We start from the raw sequence: 16,723 nt of genomic DNA on the forward strand, positions 1-16,723 counted from the left end.
CGGCTCAACCGGCCGGGGGCGCCTGCCGGCGCGCGTTCGCCGGCAGCACCAGGGGAAGCGGGTCCCCCACGGGCATGGCGTGCTCGCCCCGGCGTACGACGACCGAGCGCAGGGTGTCGTCCCAGCCCTCGGCGCCCTCGGGGTCGAGGGCCGGCCGGCCCAGGAAGGTCGCGCGCAGCATCCAGCGCGCGCCGTTGATCCCGACGATGCGCGACGGCTGCGTCGCCGTCTTGCCGTCGGGGCTCTGCACGGTGAGCTGGCAGACCAGCTCGGTGCCGAAGGCGCCCTCGCGCTCGGTGGCGGTGCCGCCCCGGCGCGCCATGTCGGCCGCCACCTGCGGGCGCACCTCGCTCCACAGGTCTCCCCCGCGCGGGGCGGAGAAGGCGCGCAGCTCGAGCGCGCCGTCGGAGCCGGCCAGCACGACCGACTGCACGGACTGGGTGTTCTCGTCGACCTGCAGGCGCAGCTCGCGGCCGGCCTCGGGCGTGATCAGCAGCGACCCGAGGTCGACCCGCTCGACACCGTCGTCCCCGACGTCGGCGACGTCGTACGGCCCGGCGGTGGGCGCCTCGTCCGGCACCGCCGGCGCGTCGAGCAGCTCGGACGACCCCTCGTCCTCCGGGACGGGCTCGTCAGCGGCCTTGCGACGGAACTTCACGGCGGTTCCTCAGCTCCCCTCGACTCGGGCCTCGCGCTCGACGGACGACGCGAAACCTCCGGTAGAACCGTAGCCCCCGGCACCGCGCACGGAGTCCGGCAGGGCCTCCACCTCGTGGAAGGCGACGTGCTCGTACCGCTGCACGACCAGCTGCGCCACCCGGTCGCCCCGCCGGAGCTCGATCGGCTCGTGGCGGTCGTGGTTGACCAGCAGCACCTTGATCTCGCCGCGGTAGCCGGCGTCGATGGTGCCGGGGGTGTTCACGATCGAGAGCCCGTGCCGGGCGGCGAGGCCCGACCGCGGGTGCACCAGGCCGACGTAGCCGGCCGGGAGCGCCAGGGCGACGCCCGTCGGCACCAGCGCCCGCTCCCCCGGCGCGAGGCTCACGTCGACCGCGGTCACGAGGTCCGCGCCCGCGTCGCCGGGGTGGGCGTACGCCGGGAGCGGGAGGTCGGGGTCGAGGCGGAGGACCGCCACCTGCAGCGGGCCGGCGGGGGGTTCGGCTGGGCTCACGGGCGGACCCTACCCGCCGGGCGCCGGCACCGCGCCGCCTACGATCGTGCCCGTGGACACGCCGGTGGAGTACGACGAGCGGCTCGGCGTCCCGCTGCGCTGGTGGGTGCAGGGGACGATGCTCGTCGCCACGCTCTGGATCGCCGTCGTGGTCGCTGTCCCGGGCCCCGCGGCCTGGGTGGTCACGGCCCTCGCCCTCGCCCTGATGGCCGGTCTCTTCGTCGCCTACGGCGCGGCCCGGGTGCAGGTCGGCGGCGGCGTGCTCCGCGCGGGTCGCGCCCGGATCGGGGCGGAGCACCTCGGGACCTCGACCGCGCTCGACCCCGAGGCCACCCGGCGCGTCGCCGGCCGCGAGGCCGACGCCCGCGCCTACCTCCTGCTGCGCCCGTACCTCAAGCGAGCGGTCAAGGTCGAGGTCGTCGACCCGGCCGACCCCGCGCCGTACTGGCTGGTCAGCACGCGCCGCCCCGAGGAGCTGGTCGCGGCGCTGGGCGCGCTCACGCGAGCGACAGGAACAACTTCTCCATCTTCTTGACGTCGAGCGGGTCGGCGTCGCCGTCACCCTGGACCAGGCACTGCTGGAGGCCGGTGGCCACGATCGCGAAGCCGGCCCGGTCGAGCGCCTTGGACACCGCCGCGAGCTGGGTCACGACGTCCTCGCACTCACGGCCCTCCTCGAGCATCCGCAGCACCCCGGCCAGCTGACCCTGGGCGCGCTTGATCCGGTTGATCACCGGGACCATCTCGGTGGGGTCGAGCTCCATGGGGTCTCCTCGGGGGGCGCCGTCGTCGTCGTTCCTCGGTGTGCACTATACCCCCCGGGGTGTTAATGTCGCACTCGCAAGGCATACCCCGTCGGGTATGGAGGTCGAACCGAGGAGAACCCCGTGCGAGAGATCGCGATCGAGGACGTCGAGGGCGCCGTCGCCGCCGGTGCCACGCTCGTGGACGTGCGCGAGCCGAGGGAGTACGTCGCCGGGCACCTGCCCGGCGCGCTGCTCGTGCCGATGGCCCAGGTGACCGGGCGGCTCGCCGAGATCGACCGCGAGCGGCCGGTGCTCGTCGTGTGCGCCACCGGCAACCGCAGCGGCGTGATCTGCAACGTGCTGAGCGCCGCCGGGTACGACGCGCTCAACGTCGTCGGCGGGACGTCGGCCTGGGTGCGCTCCGGTCGGCCGGTCGAGACCGGCCTGGCACCGGCACCGGGGGTCTCCCGGTGAGCGACCTGACGATCCTCCCGGTCGACACGAAGAGCCTGGGCGACCGGAGCTACCTGGTCCACGACGGCGAGGTCGCCTTCGTCGTCGACCCGCAGCGCGACATCGACCGCGTCCAGCACCTGCTCGAGCAGGAGGGCGTGCGCCTGACCCACGTGCTCGAGACCCACATCCACAACGACTACGTCACCGGCGGCTACGCGCTGGCGCGGGAGACCGGCGCGGCGTACCTCGTCAACGCCGCCGACCCCGTCTCCTTCGACCGGGTGCCGGTCGAGGACCGGCAGGTGGTCGCCGTCGGCGACCGGATGCGGCTCACCGCCGTGGCGACGCCCGGCCACACCTGGACCCACCTCTCCTACCTGCTCGCCGACGACACCGCCGGCCGGACCCTGGCGGTGCTCTCCGGGGGCTCTCTCCTCCACGGGTCGACCGGGCGACCGGACCTCCTGGGCCCCGACCACACCGACGCACTCGTGCGCCGCCAGCACGCCTCGGCCCACCTGCTCGCCGACCTCGCGCCGGGCAGCGCCCGCCTCCTGCCCACGCACGGCTTCGGCTCCTTCTGCTCCGCGACCCAGTCCGACGTGACGGCCTCCACCATCGGCGACGAGCGCCTGGCCAACCCGGTGCTCCGCGAGGACGTCGAGACATGGGTGGCCGGCCTGCTGGCCGGTCTGGACGCCTGGCCCGCCTACTACGCCCGGATGGCACCGGCCAACCTCGCCGGCCCCGACGCCCCCGACCTCACTCCCCCGCGCCACGCGGACGCCGACCAGATCCGGCGGGCGCTGCACGCCGGCGAGTGGGTGGTCGACCTGCGGCACCGCACGGCCTTCGCGGCCGGGCACGTGCCGGGCTCGCTGAGCTTCGGGCTCGAGGACTCCTTCGCCACCTACCTCGGCTGGCTGATCCCCGCGGGCACCCCGCTGACCCTGCTGGGCGAGACGCCGGAGCAGGTGGCCCTCGCGCAGCGCGAGCTGTCGCGGATCGGCCTCGACCGTCCGGCCGCCCAGGCGACCGGAGGTCCGCAGGACTGGACCACGGAGCCGTCGTCGTTCCCGGTCGCCCGCTTCGCCGACCTCGAGTCCGTACGCCGCCACCGCGACGTGGTCGTGCTCGACGTGCGGCTCGCCGGCGAGCACGCCGAGCGCCGGCTCGACGGCGCGCTCGGCATCCCGCTGCACGAGCTGCCCGGACGCCTCGACGAGGTGCCCGACGGCGAGGTGTGGGTGCACTGCGGCGCCGGGTACCGAGCCGCGACCGCCGGGTCGCTGCTGGCGGCACGCGGCCGCTCCGTCGTGGTCGTGGACGACGAGTTCGACCGGGCCGCTGACGCCGGACTGCCCTTGGTGGAGGCGTCGGCGTGACCCTGGTGACCGGGCTGGTGGCCGTCGCGGCGGGCCTGCTCATCGGGCTCAGCCTCGGCGCCCTCGGAAGCGGCGGTTCGATCCTCGCCGTCCCGGTCCTGGTGCACCTGCTCGGACAGTCGCCGATCGCCGCGACGACCGGGTCGCTGGTCGTGGTCGGCGCCACCGCGCTGGTGGCCGCGGTCGCGACGCGACCATCGGGCACCGTGCGTGTCGGCCGCGGCCTGGCCTTCGGCGCCGCAGCGACCGGCGGTGCGGTGGTCGGCTCCCGGCTCGCGCTGCGGACCCCGGGGGACGTCCTCCTGCTGGCCTTCTCGGCCCTGCTGCTCGTGGTGGCGCTGGCGATGCTGGTGCGCAGTCACCGGCGGCGCGGGCTGCCCGCCGAGCAGCGACCGGCCGACGTCCCGATCATCACCCTGCGGCCCTTCACCTGCGCCTGCCCGCGGGCGCTCAAGGTGCTGGTGGCGGCGACCGTGACCGGGCTGCTGACCGGCTTCCTGGGGGTGGGCGGGGGCTTCCTGGTCGTGCCGGCCCTCGTGCTCTCGCTCGGTCTCGAGGTCGCCGAGGCCGCCGGGACCTCCCTCGTCGTGATCGTGGCCACCAGCGCCGTCGCCCTGCTCGCCCGCCTCCCCGGTGACGCGCCGGTGCCCGACTGGGGCATCGTGCTGGTGCTCACCGCCGCCGCCGTCGTGGGCGCCCTGGCCGGCGTGCGCACGGCACGCCGCACCGACCCCCGACGGCTGTCGCAGGCCTTCATCGCGCTGCTGCTCGGGGTGGCCGTGGCCTCCGCGACCGCTGTCCTGGCCTGACCCCCCGAACCCACCACCACCCCCGAGGAAGAGGAGAACCACTGTGTGTCGACCGACCGTGTGCCGGAAGTGCGGCAAGACCGGCTGGGCCGGCTGCGGCCGCCACGTCGAGCAGGTGCTCGCCGGCGTGCCGCGCTCCCAGCGCTGCGCCGGACACCCCAAGGAGCCGGGCACCGGCTTCCTGGCGCGCCTGTTCAGCCGCTGAGCCCGCCGCCGTCCGCCTTCTCCCCCTGGGGCTCCCCTGGGGCTCATGCGCGCCCGGGTGGCTGGGTAAGGTCGGGTCATGGCTGACTCGTCGCAGGGGAGCTCCGGGAGCTCCAAGGTCTGGACCGTCTTCTCGCTGGTGGCCGCGCTGGGCGCCGCCGCCGTGGCGAAGAAGACGATCAACACGTCCTGGCGCGCGGCCACGGGCAAGAACCCGCCGGCCAACCCCGCCGACCCCGACGTCGACCTGTGGGAGGCGGTGGCCTGGGCCACCGTCAGCGGCACCTTCATCGCCCTGGCCCGGATGCTGGCCGCCCGCAAGGCCGCCAACTACTACGCGCGCTCCACCGGCCACCTGCCCCCGGAGCTGCAGAAGGACGGGCAGGACGCCGACAAGGCCGGCGCGCCGACCTCCTGACGCACGACCTGACCCAGGGTCACCGCCTCGACATGCGCAAAGGCCGCCACCCAGCCGGGTGGCGGCCCTTCGTCGCGCCGCTGAGGCGGCGCGCAGCGCTCAGGCGCAGTCCTTGCAGATCAGCTTCTTCTCGTCGGCCAGCTGCGAGCGGTGGTGGACCAGGAAGCAGCTCATGCAGGTGAACTCGTCCTCCTGCTTCGGCTTCACCTCCACCGCCAGCTCCTCGTGGGAGAGGTCGGCGCCGGGCAGCTCGAAGGCCTCAGCGGCCTCCGCCTCGTCCTCGTCGACCTTGCCCGAGTTCTTGTCGTGGCGGCGGGCCTTGAGCTCCTCGATGCTCTCCTCGGACTGGTCTTCCTCGTTCTTGCGTGGCGCGTCGTAGTCGGTCGCCATGGCTTGCCTCCCCTGTCCTGCGGGCATCGCCCGTCTCACCGGGCTCGCATCTCACTCTTCGTCGTCGTCGGCGCCAGATTGTGCACCATCCGTCCCCGACTCGGAACACCGGTCCGGGGCGTGGCGGGTGAACAGTACGCGCAGGGTGGCTATTCCCCCGCACGGGCGCGTCAGACGGTGTCGGACGCCGCCGCGAACCCGCAGGCCACGACGGTCTCCCAGAGCTCGTCGAAGCCGTGTGCCGGCGCACACACCAGGAGGTCGCCGCCGCCCACCCCGCGCGCCAGCGCCCAGCGGGCCCCGGCCCCCTCCGCGACCAGCGAGCCGGCCGCGTGGTCCCACAGGTGCGTGCCCTCCTCGACGTAGCCGTCGAGCAGGCCCGAGGCCACCCCGCAGAGGTCCAGCGCGCACGACCCGAACCGGCGGATGTCGCGCACCTGCGGCAGCAGGCGCCCCACGGCCGCGGCCTGGAGCGCGCGCACCCGCGCCTCGTAGCTGAAGCCGGTGCCGACGAGCCGCTGCGCCAGCGGCGCAGGGGCCCGCACGGCGGTCGGTACGCCGTCGCGCCACGACGCCGCGGAGCCGTCGTCGGCGCGCTCCGCGCTCCACACCGAGCCGCTCGCGACGTCGAGCACCGCCCCGGCGACGCTCACGCCGTCGCGCTGCGCCGCGACGGACACGGCGTACTGGGGGATGCCGTAGAGGAAGTTCACGGTGCCGTCGATCGGGTCGACGACCCACCGCACGCCGGTCGACCCGTCGTCGTCGTGGCCCTCCTCGCCGAGGAACCCGTCGCCGGGGCGCGCCTCGGCGAGCAACCGGCGCACGAGCTCCTCACTGGCGCGGTCGGCCTCGGTGACGACGTCGACGTCACTGCTCTTGGTCGCCGCCACGCTGACACCGGTCGCGCGGCGCTCGCGCACCAGCGCCCCGGCTGCGCGGGCGACCTCCACCGCGAGGGTGCGGAGCTCTGCGGCGCCGGCGTTCACGAGTCCTGGCCGCCGAGCGCCGGGCGCGGGCCGCGCGCGTTGGCGCAGCACCCCACGGCGCACCGGTCCGGCATCACGCCCAGGCTGCCGAGCGCCGGCCGCGCGGGGGCCTCGCCCCGCTCGGCCGCGGCCCGCTCGACCAGCAGGTCGCGGACCATCGCGACGAAGCGCGGGTCGATGCCCGGCGTCGCGGCCCGCACGGCCGGGAGGTCGAGCTCGGCGGCGGTGGCCAGGGCCTCGGTGTCGAGGTCGTAGATGACCTCCATGTGGTCGGAGACGAAGCCGATCGGGATCAGCACCACCGCCGGCGTCCCGCCCTTCTCGAGCTCCGCGAGGTGGTCGTTGACGTCGGGCTCGAGCCACGGCACCTGCGGCGGGCCGGAGCGCGAGCAGTAGACGAGGTCGTGGTCGTGGCGGCGCCCGGTCTCCTGACGCACCCGGTCGACGACCGCGCCGAGCCCGCTGCGGTGCTGGGCGACGTACGCCCCTCCCCCGGGACCGCTGGCGTCGTTCATCGCCTCGGGGATCGAGTGGGTGACGAAGACCAGCCGGGCCTCGTCGCGCACCGCCTCGGGCAGCTCGGCCAGCGCGGCGAGGGTGGCGTCGACCACGGGCTCCACGAAGCCGGGGTGGTTGTAGTACTGCCGGAAGCGGTCGAGCGCCGGCACCCCGCGGCCCTCGGCCGCGACCTCCGCGCTGGCCTCGGCGAGGTTCTCGCGGTACTGCCGGCACGAGGAGTAGCAGGAGTAGGCGCTGGTGACGAACACCGCCGCCCGCTGCACGCCGTCATCGCGCATCTGCCGCAGCGCGTCGGCGAGATAGGGGTCCCAGTTGCGGTTGCCCCAGTAGACCGGCAGGTCGATGCCCGCGCCCGCGAGGTCCTCGCGGATCGCGGCCAGCAGCGCGCGGTTCTGGTCGTTGATCGGCGAGCGCCCGCCGAAGAGGTGGTAGTGCTGCCCGACCTCCTCGAGGCGCTCGCGCGGGATGCCGCGGCCGCGGGTGACGTTCTCCAGGAAGGGGACGACGTCCTCGGGCGCCTCGGGGCCGCCGAAGGAGAGCAGGAGCAGCGCGTCGTACGGCGTGACGTCGGGCGCCTCGGTGTCTGGCATGTCCTCATCGTAGGAAGGCGGCGGTGGTGCCCCCGCGCCGGGATTGGTCCACCCCTCCGGACCGGGCCTACGCTGCGCGCGAGATGACCGCGATGAGCTCGTCGTACGGCCGCGTGCTCCGCTACCCGGGCGCGCTGCGGTTCAGCGCCACCGGGCTCGTGGCCCGCCTGCCGATCTCGATGGTCGGCCTCGGCGTGGTGATCCTCGTGGAGAACGCCACCGGTTCCTACGCCCAGGCCGGGGCGACCGCGGCGGCGTACCTGCTCGCCAACGCGCTCTTCGCGATCCCGCAGGGGCGGTGGATCGACCGCTTTGGCCAGTCGAGGGTGCTGCCCCTGGCGATCACCGTGTACGCCGTGTCGCTGGCGCTGCTGATGTGGTCGGTCGAGTCGTCGTGGCCGATATGGGTGACGTACCTCGTCGCCGCGCTGACCGGCGCCGGGCTGCCCGCGGTCGGCTCCTGCGTGCGGGCGCGCTGGTCGCACCTGCTGCACGGCCGGCCCGCCCAGCTGCAGACGGCATTCGCGCTCGAGGCGGTGGTCGACGAGTCCGTCTTCATCACCGGCCCGATCCTGGTGACCACCCTGGCCACCGCCTGGCACCCGGTCGCCGGGCTGTCCGCGGCCCTGCTCACGGGCCTGCTCGGCACGCTCTACCTCGGCTCGCAGCGCCCGACCGAGCCGCCACCGCACCCGCGGGCGGTCGAGCGGGGCGACCGGCCGGGCATGCCGTGGCGCACGGTCGTGCCCCTGGCCTTCGTCGCCGCGGCTCTCGGCACGCTCTTCGGCGCCGCCGAGGTGACGACCGTGGCGTTCGCCGAGGAGCAGGGCCACACCGGCGCGGCCGGCTTCCTCCTCGCGTTGTGGGCGGCCGGCAGCCTGCTCGCCGGGCTGATCACCGGCGCCATCCACTGGCGGCGCGGCCCGGAGGTCCGGGTGCGCCTCGGCGCGGTCGGGATGATGGTGGCGATGGCGCCGCTGGCCTTCGTCGGCTCGATCCCCGCCATGGGGGCGATGCTCTTCGTGGCCGGGTTCGCCATCGCCCCGACCCTGATCGCGACGATGGCCCTGACCGAGCAGACCGTCCCGGCGGGGCGGCTCACCGAGGGCATGGCGATCATCCAGACCGGCATCGTCGCCGGGGTCGCCCCCGGCGCGACGATCGGGGGCATCGTGATCGACGCCCACGGCGCGTCGGCGGCCTACCTCGTCTCGCTGGCGGCGGGGGTGGTTGCTGCGCTCGCGGCCCAGACGCTGCCCCGCCGCCCGATCCGCACCACCCCGGTGCCGACCGGGTCGTAGGCTCCGCTCGTGGAGTGGAGCAGCTGGAGCGGCCTGGCCTCGGCCACGCCGACGGAGGTGGCGCACCCGGCCGACACGGCGGCCGTGGTCACGGCCGTGGAGAAGGCCCGCGCGAACGGCAGCACGGTGAAGATGGTCGGCAGCGGCCACAGCTTCACCGCCATCGCGGCACCCGAGGGCACGATGCTCGCCCCCGACCGGCTGCGCGGGATCATCGGCGTCGACCGCGACGCGCTCACGGTCACCGCCCTGGCCGGCACCCAGCTGAAGGTGCTCAACGCCGAGCTCGAGCGGCTCGGCCTCTCGCTGCACAACATGGGCGACATCGCGGAGCAGACGCTCGCCGGCGCCACCAGCACCGGCACCCACGGCACCGGCGGCGTGGCCGCGGGGCTGTCGGCCCAGATCGCCGCCCTCGAGCTCGTCACCGGCACCGGCGAGGTGCTGCGCTGCACCCCCGAGGAGAACGCCGACGTCCTCGACCTCGCGCGGGTGGGCCTCGGCGCGCTCGGCGTGCTGACCACGATCAGCTTCCGCGTCGAGCCGCTGTTCCTGCTCGAGGCCCACGAGCAGCCGCTGGGCTGGGACGAGGCGCTGGGCGGCTGGGACGAGCGCTTCGACTCCCACCACCACGTCGACATGTACTGGTTCCCGCACACCGACCGCTTCATGGCCAAGACCAACGACCGCCTCGACGCGCCGCTCGACGAGGCCGAGCGGCTCCCCCGCTGGCGCGGCTGGCTCGACGACGAGTTCCTCTCCAACACGGTCTTCGGCGGCCTCACCGCCGCGGCCAACCGGGTGCCGGCGGCGATCCCGCGGATGAACCGGCTGACCTCGCGGGTGCTCTCCGAGCGCCGCTACAGCGACGTCGCCCACCGGGTGTTCACCACCACCCGCGACGTCCGCTTCCGCGAGATGGAGTACGCCGTGCCACGCGCGGCCGGTCCGGACGTGATGCGCGAGGTGCGCCGGGTCGTGGACTCCTCGGGCTGGCGGATCAGCTTCCCGGTCGAGCTGCGCACCGCGCCCGCCGACGACGTGCCGCTGAGCACGGCGTACGACCGGGCCTCCTGCTACTTCGCCTTCCACACCCACTGGAAGTCCGACCTCGCCGACCACGAGGCGTACTTCGGCGCGATGGAGGCGATCGTGCGCGACCACGGCGGCCGGCCCCACTGGGGCAAGCTGCACACGCTCGGCTCGGCCGACCTCGCGGCGTCCTACCCCCGGTTCGGCGACTTCCTGGCGATGCGCGACCGGCTCGACCCCGACCGGGTCTTCGCCAACACCTACCTGCGGCGGGTGCTCGGCGACTGATCCCGCAGGTCAGGAGGGTCCCGCCGCGCCGGACACGGTGCTCCGGGCGGGGGTGGTCGCTGGCGTAGGCTCGCAGGAACCGGAGACAGGCTGATGAGCAGGAGCAGGGCAGGGATGGCGCACCTCACGCTCGCGGGACTGAGCGAGGACGGCAAGCGCCTGCTGCTGGTCAGCGACAAGGGCGTCGAGTTCACCCTCGACGTCGACGACAGGCTCCGGGCCGCCCTGCGCGGCGATCACGCCCGCCTCGGCCAGTTGGAGATCACCATGGACTCGACCCTCCGCCCGCGCGACATCCAGGCCCGGATCAGGGCCGGGGAGTCCCCCGAGCAGGTGGCGCAGGCCGCACAGACCTCGGTCGACAAGATCATGGCCTTCGCCGCGCCCGTGCTCGCCGAGCGCCAGCACGTCGCCGAGCGCGCGCAGCGCTCGTCGGTGCGCCGCCGCGCCGGTGAGGGCTCGCTGGGCGGGGCGCGCACGCTGGGCGACGCGGTCAGCGGCCACCTCCGCTCGCTCAACGTCGACCCCGGCACCGTGGAGTGGGACGCCTGCCGCCGCGAGGACGGCCGCTGGACCCTGACCGGCGAGTTCGACGCCGGGCAGCGCAGCGGCGTCGCCACCTTCACCTTCGACGCCCCGGGCAACTACGTGGTGGCCGAGGACGACGACGGCCGCTGGCTGGTCGGCGAGGCCACCGCCACCCCGGCCGCCCAGGCCCCGGTCGGTGCCCCGGCCGACGACCTGTCGCAGGCCCGCGCCCGCCGGCTCTCCGCCGTGCCGGCCGACGAGCTGCCGCTGGGCGACGACGTGATCGAGATGGTCACCGCCGACGACGGCGACGCCGCGCTCGGCAGTGAGCAGTCGGTCGAGGCCTACCTCGACGCGCCGGCCGAGGGGTCCGCGGAGCCGGACGAGCCCGAGGCCGCCGCGCCCACCGAGCAGGCCGAGCCGGTCGAGCCCACCGGGGAGACCGACACCCCCGCCGAGGCCGAGCCGGAGCCCCCCGCGACCCGGCGCCCGGCGCGCAAGAAGGGCCGGGCCTCGGTCCCGAGCTGGGACGAGATCATGTTCGGCGGTGGCAAGGCCGACTGACGCCCGCCGGGCGGCACTCCCGCGTCAGCCCGCAGGTTCGGGCTCCGGCTCGGGCACGACCGGCTCGGCCGGCGGCGGTGGTGACGACTCGCCCTCGACCGAGATGTGCGGGAGCAGCCGGTCGAGCCACCGGGGCAGCCACCAGGCGGCGTTGCCGAAGAGCACCAGCGCCGCCGGGGCCAGGGTCACCACGAGGATCCCCGCCAGCAGCACCGCGACCGACAGGCCGACACCGAACTGCTTGATCGTCGGGTCGCCGTTGATGATGAAGCTCGCGAACACCGACGCCATGATCAGCGCCGCCGCGGTGGTGATCCGGGCGCTGGACGCAAGTCCGCTCGCGGCCGCCCGCGACGCGGGCTCGCCAGCGAGGTGGTGCTGCTCGATGTGGCTGACCAGGAAGACCTCGTAGTCCATCGAGAGCCCGAAGAGGCCGGCGAACATCATCAGCGGCACGTAGCTCGCGATCGGCACCGTCCCGCTCGTCGTGTCGAGCCCGACGAGGTCGACGCCCCAGCCCCACTGGAAGCAGGCGGTCAGCACGCCGAAGGCAGCCGCTGCCGAGAGCAGGTTGGTGACCGCCGCCTGCAGCGGGATGAGCAGCGAGCGGAAGGCGATCATCAGCAGCAGGTAGCCGAGCAGGATCACGGTCCCGATCACCAGCAGCAGGCGGTCGGTGATCAGCGTCGCGAGGTCGACGTACGACGCGGTGTAGCCGCCGACGTACGACGTGATGGCCTCGGCGGCCTCGACCTCCGGCAGCACGTCGTCACGGACGGTCGCGAGCAGCGCCGCCGTCTCGTCGGAGGCGGGCGCCGTGCTCGGCACGGCGGAGAGCAGCACCACGCTGCCCGGCTCGTTGATCTGCGGCAGGGTCAGCGAGACGACCCCGTCGGTGTCGAGCAGGGCCTGCTGCAGGGCCACGACCCGCGGGTCGGTGCCGCGCTCGTCGCCACCGGCGGCGGTGAGCATGTCGGTGAGCTCCTTCTGGAGCTGCTCGGCCTGCTTCTTCTCCTGCTGGGCCTGCTTCTTCTCCTGCTTCAGCTCGTCGGCCTGCCGCTGCAGCGCGTCGCCCTCGGCCTGCAGCTCGTCGCCCTGCTGCTGGAGCACCGCCGCCCGCCGCTCGAGGTAGGCCTTCTGCGCCTGCAGCTCCTGGCCCTGCTGGGCGAGCGCGGCACCCTGCGCCTCGAGCCGGCTCTTGCGCGCGAGCAGGGCGTCGCGCTGCTGCTGGAGCTGCTCGGCCTCCCGGACCAGCTGCTCGGCCTGCGCGGCGAGCTCACGGGCCCGCTGCTCGAGCGGCGCGAGCTGCTGGCGCACCTCCCCGGCCTGCGCCCGCACCTCGGCGAGGCGCGCGCGCAGCCGGGCGACGCGGACCTCGTTGCCGTTCTCCTGCGCGTGCTCGATCCGTCGCTCGAGCACCCGCTCTCGTGCCAGCAGGCCGGCCAGCTCGCGGGCCAGGGGACGGATCTTCGCCGCCAGAGCCTGCGCCTGCTCGCGCAGCCGGTCGCGCTGCCGCTCGAGCGCGGTCTGCTCGCGCGCCAGCTCGTCTCCCTGCTGCTGGAGCCGGGCCGACTCGGCCTCGAGTGAAGCCTGCTCGGCCTGGAGGTCCGCGGCCTGCGCCTCGAGCGCCGCCTGCTGGGCCTGCAGCTCGTCGGCCTGCTTCTGCAGCGCCTTCTGCTCCTGCTGCAGCTCGGCGCTCTGCGCCTCCAGCGCCGCCTGCTGCTTGGGCAGCTGCTTCTGCGCCTTCTCCAGCTCCTTCTGCAGCGAGGTCGCCTCGTCGTACTTCTTCGTGAACTCCGCGCTGGGCGCCGCTGGCGGCGACATCTCGGACGCCACCTGCAGCGGGCCGTTGAAGCCGACGCCGAAGCCGGCGGTGATCAGGTCGTAGGCCTTGCGCTCGGTCGTCGAGGGGTCGGTGGCCCCGACGTCCTCCTGCCCGAGCTCGAGGCTGAACACCGGGATGATCAGCGGCACCAGCAGCGCGAGCGAGCCCAGCGCCACCCAGGCCGGGTGCCGGCCGACCACGCCCGACCAGCGCTCCCACATGCCTCGTCCGGGCTCGGGGTGCGGCGTGAGGAACGCGGGGATCGAGAGCCACGCGATCCGGTGCTTGAGCAGCCCGAGGAGCGCGGGCAGCAGCGAGATCGCGCCGAGGACGGCGGTGACCACCGCGATCGCCGAGGCCAGGCCGAGCGCGCTGACCAGCGGGATGCCGGCGACCCCGAGCGAGAGCAGGGCGATCACGACGGTGGTGCCGGCGAAGACGATCGCGCTGCCCGACGTCCCGACCGCCTGCGCGATCGACTCCTCCACGGGCAGGCCGTCGCGGAGGCCGTCCTGGTGGCGGGTGATGAGGAACAGCGCGTAGTCGATGCCGACGCCGAGCCCGATCATCGTGGCCAGCGTCGCGCCGGTCGACGGCATGTTGACCAGGTGGCCGACCAGGCCGATCACCCCGAGCGCCGTGGCGAGCCCGACCACCGCGGTGATGATCGGCAGCCCCATCGCGACCAGGCTGCCCAGCACCAGGCTGAGGATCACCATCGCGGCGGCGATGCCGACCACCTCGCTGCTCTCGGTCGGCTCCTTCGACAGCGTGCTGCCCAGCGAGCCGCCGGCCTCCACCTCGATGCCGGCGTCGCGCGCCGGGTCGGCGGTGGAGAAGATCTGGTTCGCCAGGTCCTCGTCGACGGCGCCCGAGTTCACGTCGAGCAGGACCGGCACGAAGCCGGTGCGGGCGTCGTCCGACAGCAGGCCCGCGGTCTGGCCGCTGCTGCTGAGCGGGTTGGTGACGCTGTAGACGTGGGGCGCCGCGCGCAGGTCCTGCACCGCCTGCTTCACGGCTGCCTTGTTCGCCGCGTCGGTCAGCTTCCCCGAGTCCACGTGCAGGATGATCGGGTTGACGCCGTTCTGCTGCGGCGGGAACTTCTCCTCGAGCAGGTCCTTCACCTGCTGGCTGCCGGTGCCCGGCAGGCTGAGGTCGTCGTTGGTCTGTGCACCGAAGGTGGTGACGCTCAGGCTGACGACCAGGACGAGGAGCACCCACGCACCGACCACGACGAACGGCCGTCGTGCACACAGTTTCCCGAGAGCGCGGAGCGCCCGGTACATCGGATCCCCTCTGGCGGCAAAGGTGGCTGGACTGTAGCGCAGCAGCCGCGCACCCGTCAGCGATCGCGACGCGGGACCCCTGCCCGTGCGGGCTACCAGTCGGTAGTCTCCGGCCATGTCGTACTTCGTCACGGGAGCCACCGGGTTCATCGGCCGCCACCTGGTCCAGGAGCTCGTCGACCACCGCGAGGGCGAGGTCTTCGTGCTGTGCCGCGAGGCCTCGCTGCCGCGGCTCGAGCCGCTGCTGCGGCGCTGGGGCACCGACCGCGTGACGCCGGTCGTCGGGGACCTCGCCGATCCCGGGCTCGGTGTCGACCCGGAGTGGGTCGAGGCGCACCGGGGCGACGTCGACCACTTCTTCCACCTCGCCGCGATCTACGACATGACCGCGGACGACGAGACCAACGAGGCGATGAACGTCGGCGGTACCCGGCACGCCCTCGAGCTCGCGGGAGCCCTCGAGGCGGGCCACCTGCACCACGTGTCGTCGGTGGCCGCGGCCGGGGACTACCACGGCGCCTTCGACGAGACCATGTTCGACGAGGGGCAGGACCTGCCCTCGCCGTACCACCGCACGAAGTTCGAGTCCGAGAAGATCGTGCGCGAGGAGAGCCCGGTGCCGTGGCGGGTCTACCGCCCCGCGATCGTGGTCGGCGACAGCCAGACCGGCGCGATGGACAAGATCGACGGCCCCTACTACTTCTTCCCGCTGATGAAGGCGCTGCGCGACCGGGTGCCCGGGTGGCTCCCGCTCGTGGGCGCGGACCTCGGCGACACCAACGTGGTGCCGGTCGACTACGTCGCCAAGGCGATGGACCACCTCGCGCACCTGCCCGACCGCGACGGCGAGGCCTTCCACCTCGTCAACCCCGAGCCGCAGCCGGTCAGCGAGGTGATCAACCTGTTCTGCTCGGCCGCCGGGGCGCCGCGGTTCGCCACCCCCGTCGACCGCTCGGTCACCCAGTCGGGCCTGCTGGGGCTGGTCCCCCGGCGGCTGCGCCCGCTGTCGCTGCTCAACGGCGTCGTGAAGTCCGGCCCCGGCCAGCTGCTCCTCGACCAGACCGTGGGCCGCCTCGGCGTCCCGGCCGAGGTGCTCGCGCACACCAGCTTCGAGGCCGTCTTCGACTCCCGCCGCACCGAGAAGGCGCTGGCCGGCTCCGGCATCGCCGTCCCCGACCTCGAGTCCTACGCCCGCACCCTCTGGGGCTACTGGGAGGACAACCTCGACACCTCCACCGGTCGTGACCCGGTCATCCGCGCGGCGCTCCAGGGCAAGCACGTGCTGATCACCGGGGCCTCGTCGGGCATCGGCCAGGTCACCGCGCTCAAGGTCGCGCAGGCCGGCGGCGTCCCGGTGCTCGTGGCGCGCGGCAAGGACAAGCTGGAGGAGACCCGCTCGATGATCGAGCTGCGCGGCGGCACGGCGTACGTCTTCCCGTGCGACCTCTCCGACCTCGAGGCGATCGACCGCCTGTGCGAGCAGGTCACCGCGGAGCTGCCCGGCATCGACTTCATCATCAACAACGCAGGCCGCTCCATCCGGCGCTCACTGCGGCTCTCGCACGACCGCTTCCACGACTTCGAGCGCACCATGCAGCTCAACTACTTCGGCGCGATCCGGCTGGTCATGGGGCTGGTCCCGGCGATGCGGCAGCAGAAGTCGGGCCACATCGTGAACATCTCCTCCATCGGCGTGCAGACCAACCCGCCGCGCTTCTCGGCGTACGTCGCGTCGAAGGCCGCGCTCGACGCCTGGAGCAACGTGGTCTCCTCCGAGCTCTTCGGTGACGGCATCACCTTCACCAACATCCACATGCCGCTGGTGCGCACGCCGATGATCGCGCCGACCAAGCTCTACGACCGCTTCCCGACCATCTCTCCGGCCCAGGCGGCCGACCTCGTGATCGAGGCGATGGTCGAGCGGCCGCACGAGATCAACACCCTCCTCGGCAACGTCGGGGCCGTCGCCCACACCGTCGCGCCGCGCACCGCGTTCCGGGTGCTCAACATGGCCTACCACGTGTTCCCCGACTCCGCGGCGGCCAAGGGCGAGGCGGCCTCGCAGGGCACCCGCGAATCGGAGCAGATCATGCTGGCCAAGGTGTTCAAGGGCGTGCACTGGTGAGTGCCCTACCCGAGTAGGACCATGGACACCGCCCGTCGACGGGAGTAGGAAGACCTCGGGCGCGGAGGGTGTCTCCTCCGGTCCGCCGCCCGCAGGG

At 73.9% G+C, this 16,723-nt stretch carries 17 protein-coding genes; 10 read left to right on the forward strand and 7 right to left on the reverse strand.

Going from position 1 to position 16,723, the window contains the following annotated elements; all coding sequences use genetic code 11:
- Positions 1-4: 4 nt before the first annotated feature.
- Together ACFPGP_RS18990 and dut are read right to left on the reverse strand one after the other, a co-directional pair.
- Positions 5-658 carry a DUF3710 domain-containing protein gene (locus tag ACFPGP_RS18990; RefSeq protein WP_378592490.1) on the reverse strand — a complete coding sequence of 218 codons (654 nt, stop codon included), beginning with the start codon at positions 656-658 and terminating at the stop codon, positions 5-7.
- A 9-nt stretch (positions 659-667) separates the two neighbouring features.
- Positions 668-1,171 (reverse strand): dUTP diphosphatase, encoded by a 504-nt coding sequence (gene dut, locus ACFPGP_RS18995; protein ID WP_378592492.1) that lies wholly within the window; start codon positions 1,169-1,171, stop codon positions 668-670.
- A 52-nt stretch (positions 1,172-1,223) separates the two neighbouring features.
- Here dut and ACFPGP_RS19000 point away from each other — a divergent pair, with 52 nt between their 5' ends.
- Positions 1,224-1,706 (forward strand): DUF3093 domain-containing protein, encoded by a 483-nt coding sequence (locus tag ACFPGP_RS19000; protein WP_378592493.1) that lies wholly within the window; start codon positions 1,224-1,226, stop codon positions 1,704-1,706.
- On the opposite strand, the gene ACFPGP_RS19005 is transcribed toward ACFPGP_RS19000, so the two are convergent.
- The gene (locus ACFPGP_RS19005; protein ID WP_378592494.1) at positions 1,669-1,935 is read right to left on the reverse strand and encodes a metal-sensitive transcriptional regulator; all 267 of its coding nucleotides are present in this window, start codon (positions 1,933-1,935) and stop codon (positions 1,669-1,671) included. The two genes, ACFPGP_RS19000 and ACFPGP_RS19005, sit on opposite strands and share 38 nt — an antisense overlap.
- A 123-nt stretch (positions 1,936-2,058) precedes the next feature.
- On the opposite strand from ACFPGP_RS19005, the gene ACFPGP_RS19010 reads away from it, so the two are divergent.
- The 5 genes from ACFPGP_RS19010 (at position 2,059) to ACFPGP_RS19030 (ending at position 5,189) form a co-directional block, all read left to right on the forward strand.
- Entirely contained in the window at positions 2,059-2,391 is a 333-nt protein-coding gene (locus ACFPGP_RS19010) for a rhodanese-like domain-containing protein (RefSeq protein WP_378592495.1), read from the forward strand.
- Positions 2,388-3,758 (forward strand): rhodanese-like domain-containing protein, encoded by a 1,371-nt coding sequence (locus ACFPGP_RS19015; RefSeq protein ID WP_378592496.1) that lies wholly within the window; start codon positions 2,388-2,390, stop codon positions 3,756-3,758. The genes ACFPGP_RS19010 and ACFPGP_RS19015 overlap by 4 nt, the downstream gene beginning before the upstream one ends.
- Positions 3,755-4,567, forward strand: coding sequence for a TSUP family transporter (locus ACFPGP_RS19020; protein WP_378592498.1), 813 nt, complete (start codon positions 3,755-3,757; stop codon positions 4,565-4,567). The genes ACFPGP_RS19015 and ACFPGP_RS19020 overlap by 4 nt, the downstream gene beginning before the upstream one ends.
- 43 nt (positions 4,568-4,610) lie before the next feature.
- Positions 4,611-4,772 carry a hypothetical protein gene (locus ACFPGP_RS19025; protein WP_378592499.1) on the forward strand — a complete coding sequence of 54 codons (162 nt, stop codon included), beginning with the start codon at positions 4,611-4,613 and terminating at the stop codon, positions 4,770-4,772.
- Positions 4,773-4,850: 78 nt separating this feature from the next.
- A complete protein-coding gene (locus ACFPGP_RS19030) occupies positions 4,851-5,189 on the forward strand; it encodes a DUF4235 domain-containing protein (protein ID WP_378592501.1) in 339 nt (112 codons plus the stop codon).
- 99 nt (positions 5,190-5,288) lie between these two features.
- Here ACFPGP_RS19030 and ACFPGP_RS19035 read toward each other — a convergent pair whose 3' ends face one another.
- From ACFPGP_RS19035 to ACFPGP_RS19045, 3 genes are all read right to left on the reverse strand, one after another.
- Positions 5,289-5,579, reverse strand: coding sequence for a DUF4193 domain-containing protein (locus tag ACFPGP_RS19035; protein WP_378592503.1), 291 nt, complete (start codon positions 5,577-5,579; stop codon positions 5,289-5,291).
- A 170-nt stretch (positions 5,580-5,749) separates the two neighbouring features.
- A complete protein-coding gene (locus ACFPGP_RS19040; RefSeq protein WP_378592504.1) occupies positions 5,750-6,568 on the reverse strand; it encodes an inositol monophosphatase family protein in 819 nt (272 codons plus the stop codon).
- The gene (locus ACFPGP_RS19045) at positions 6,565-7,677 is read right to left on the reverse strand and encodes a ferrochelatase (protein WP_378592506.1); all 1,113 of its coding nucleotides are present in this window, start codon (positions 7,675-7,677) and stop codon (positions 6,565-6,567) included. Before ACFPGP_RS19045 ends, ACFPGP_RS19040 begins: the two co-directional genes overlap by 4 nt.
- Before the next feature lie 83 nt (positions 7,678-7,760).
- Between ACFPGP_RS19045 and ACFPGP_RS19050 the strand changes: the two genes are divergently transcribed.
- The 3 genes from ACFPGP_RS19050 to sepH all read left to right on the forward strand — a co-directional run bounded on the left by ACFPGP_RS19050 (position 7,761) and on the right by sepH (position 11,390).
- Positions 7,761-8,978, forward strand: coding sequence for an MFS transporter (locus ACFPGP_RS19050; protein WP_378592508.1), 1,218 nt, complete (start codon positions 7,761-7,763; stop codon positions 8,976-8,978).
- 9 nt (positions 8,979-8,987) lie between these two features.
- A complete protein-coding gene (locus ACFPGP_RS19055) occupies positions 8,988-10,298 on the forward strand; it encodes a D-arabinono-1,4-lactone oxidase (RefSeq protein ID WP_378592510.1) in 1,311 nt (436 codons plus the stop codon).
- A gap of 93 nt (positions 10,299-10,391) precedes the next feature.
- Positions 10,392-11,390 carry a septation protein SepH gene (gene sepH, locus ACFPGP_RS19060; RefSeq protein ID WP_378592511.1) on the forward strand — a complete coding sequence of 333 codons (999 nt, stop codon included), beginning with the start codon at positions 10,392-10,394 and terminating at the stop codon, positions 11,388-11,390.
- Positions 11,391-11,414: 24 nt separating this feature from the next.
- Here sepH and ACFPGP_RS19065 read toward each other — a convergent pair whose 3' ends face one another.
- Positions 11,415-14,501, reverse strand: coding sequence for an MMPL family transporter (locus ACFPGP_RS19065; protein ID WP_378592513.1), 3,087 nt, complete (start codon positions 14,499-14,501; stop codon positions 11,415-11,417).
- A 115-nt stretch (positions 14,502-14,616) separates the two neighbouring features.
- On the opposite strand from ACFPGP_RS19065, the gene ACFPGP_RS19070 reads away from it, so the two are divergent.
- Positions 14,617-16,626 (forward strand): SDR family oxidoreductase, encoded by a 2,010-nt coding sequence (locus ACFPGP_RS19070; protein ID WP_378592514.1) that lies wholly within the window; start codon positions 14,617-14,619, stop codon positions 16,624-16,626.
- The last annotated feature ends 97 nt before the right edge of the window (positions 16,627-16,723 follow it).

This window comes from Nocardioides taihuensis, assembly GCF_042657275.1.
GTDB lineage: Bacteria > Actinomycetota > Actinomycetes > Propionibacteriales > Nocardioidaceae > Nocardioides > Nocardioides taihuensis.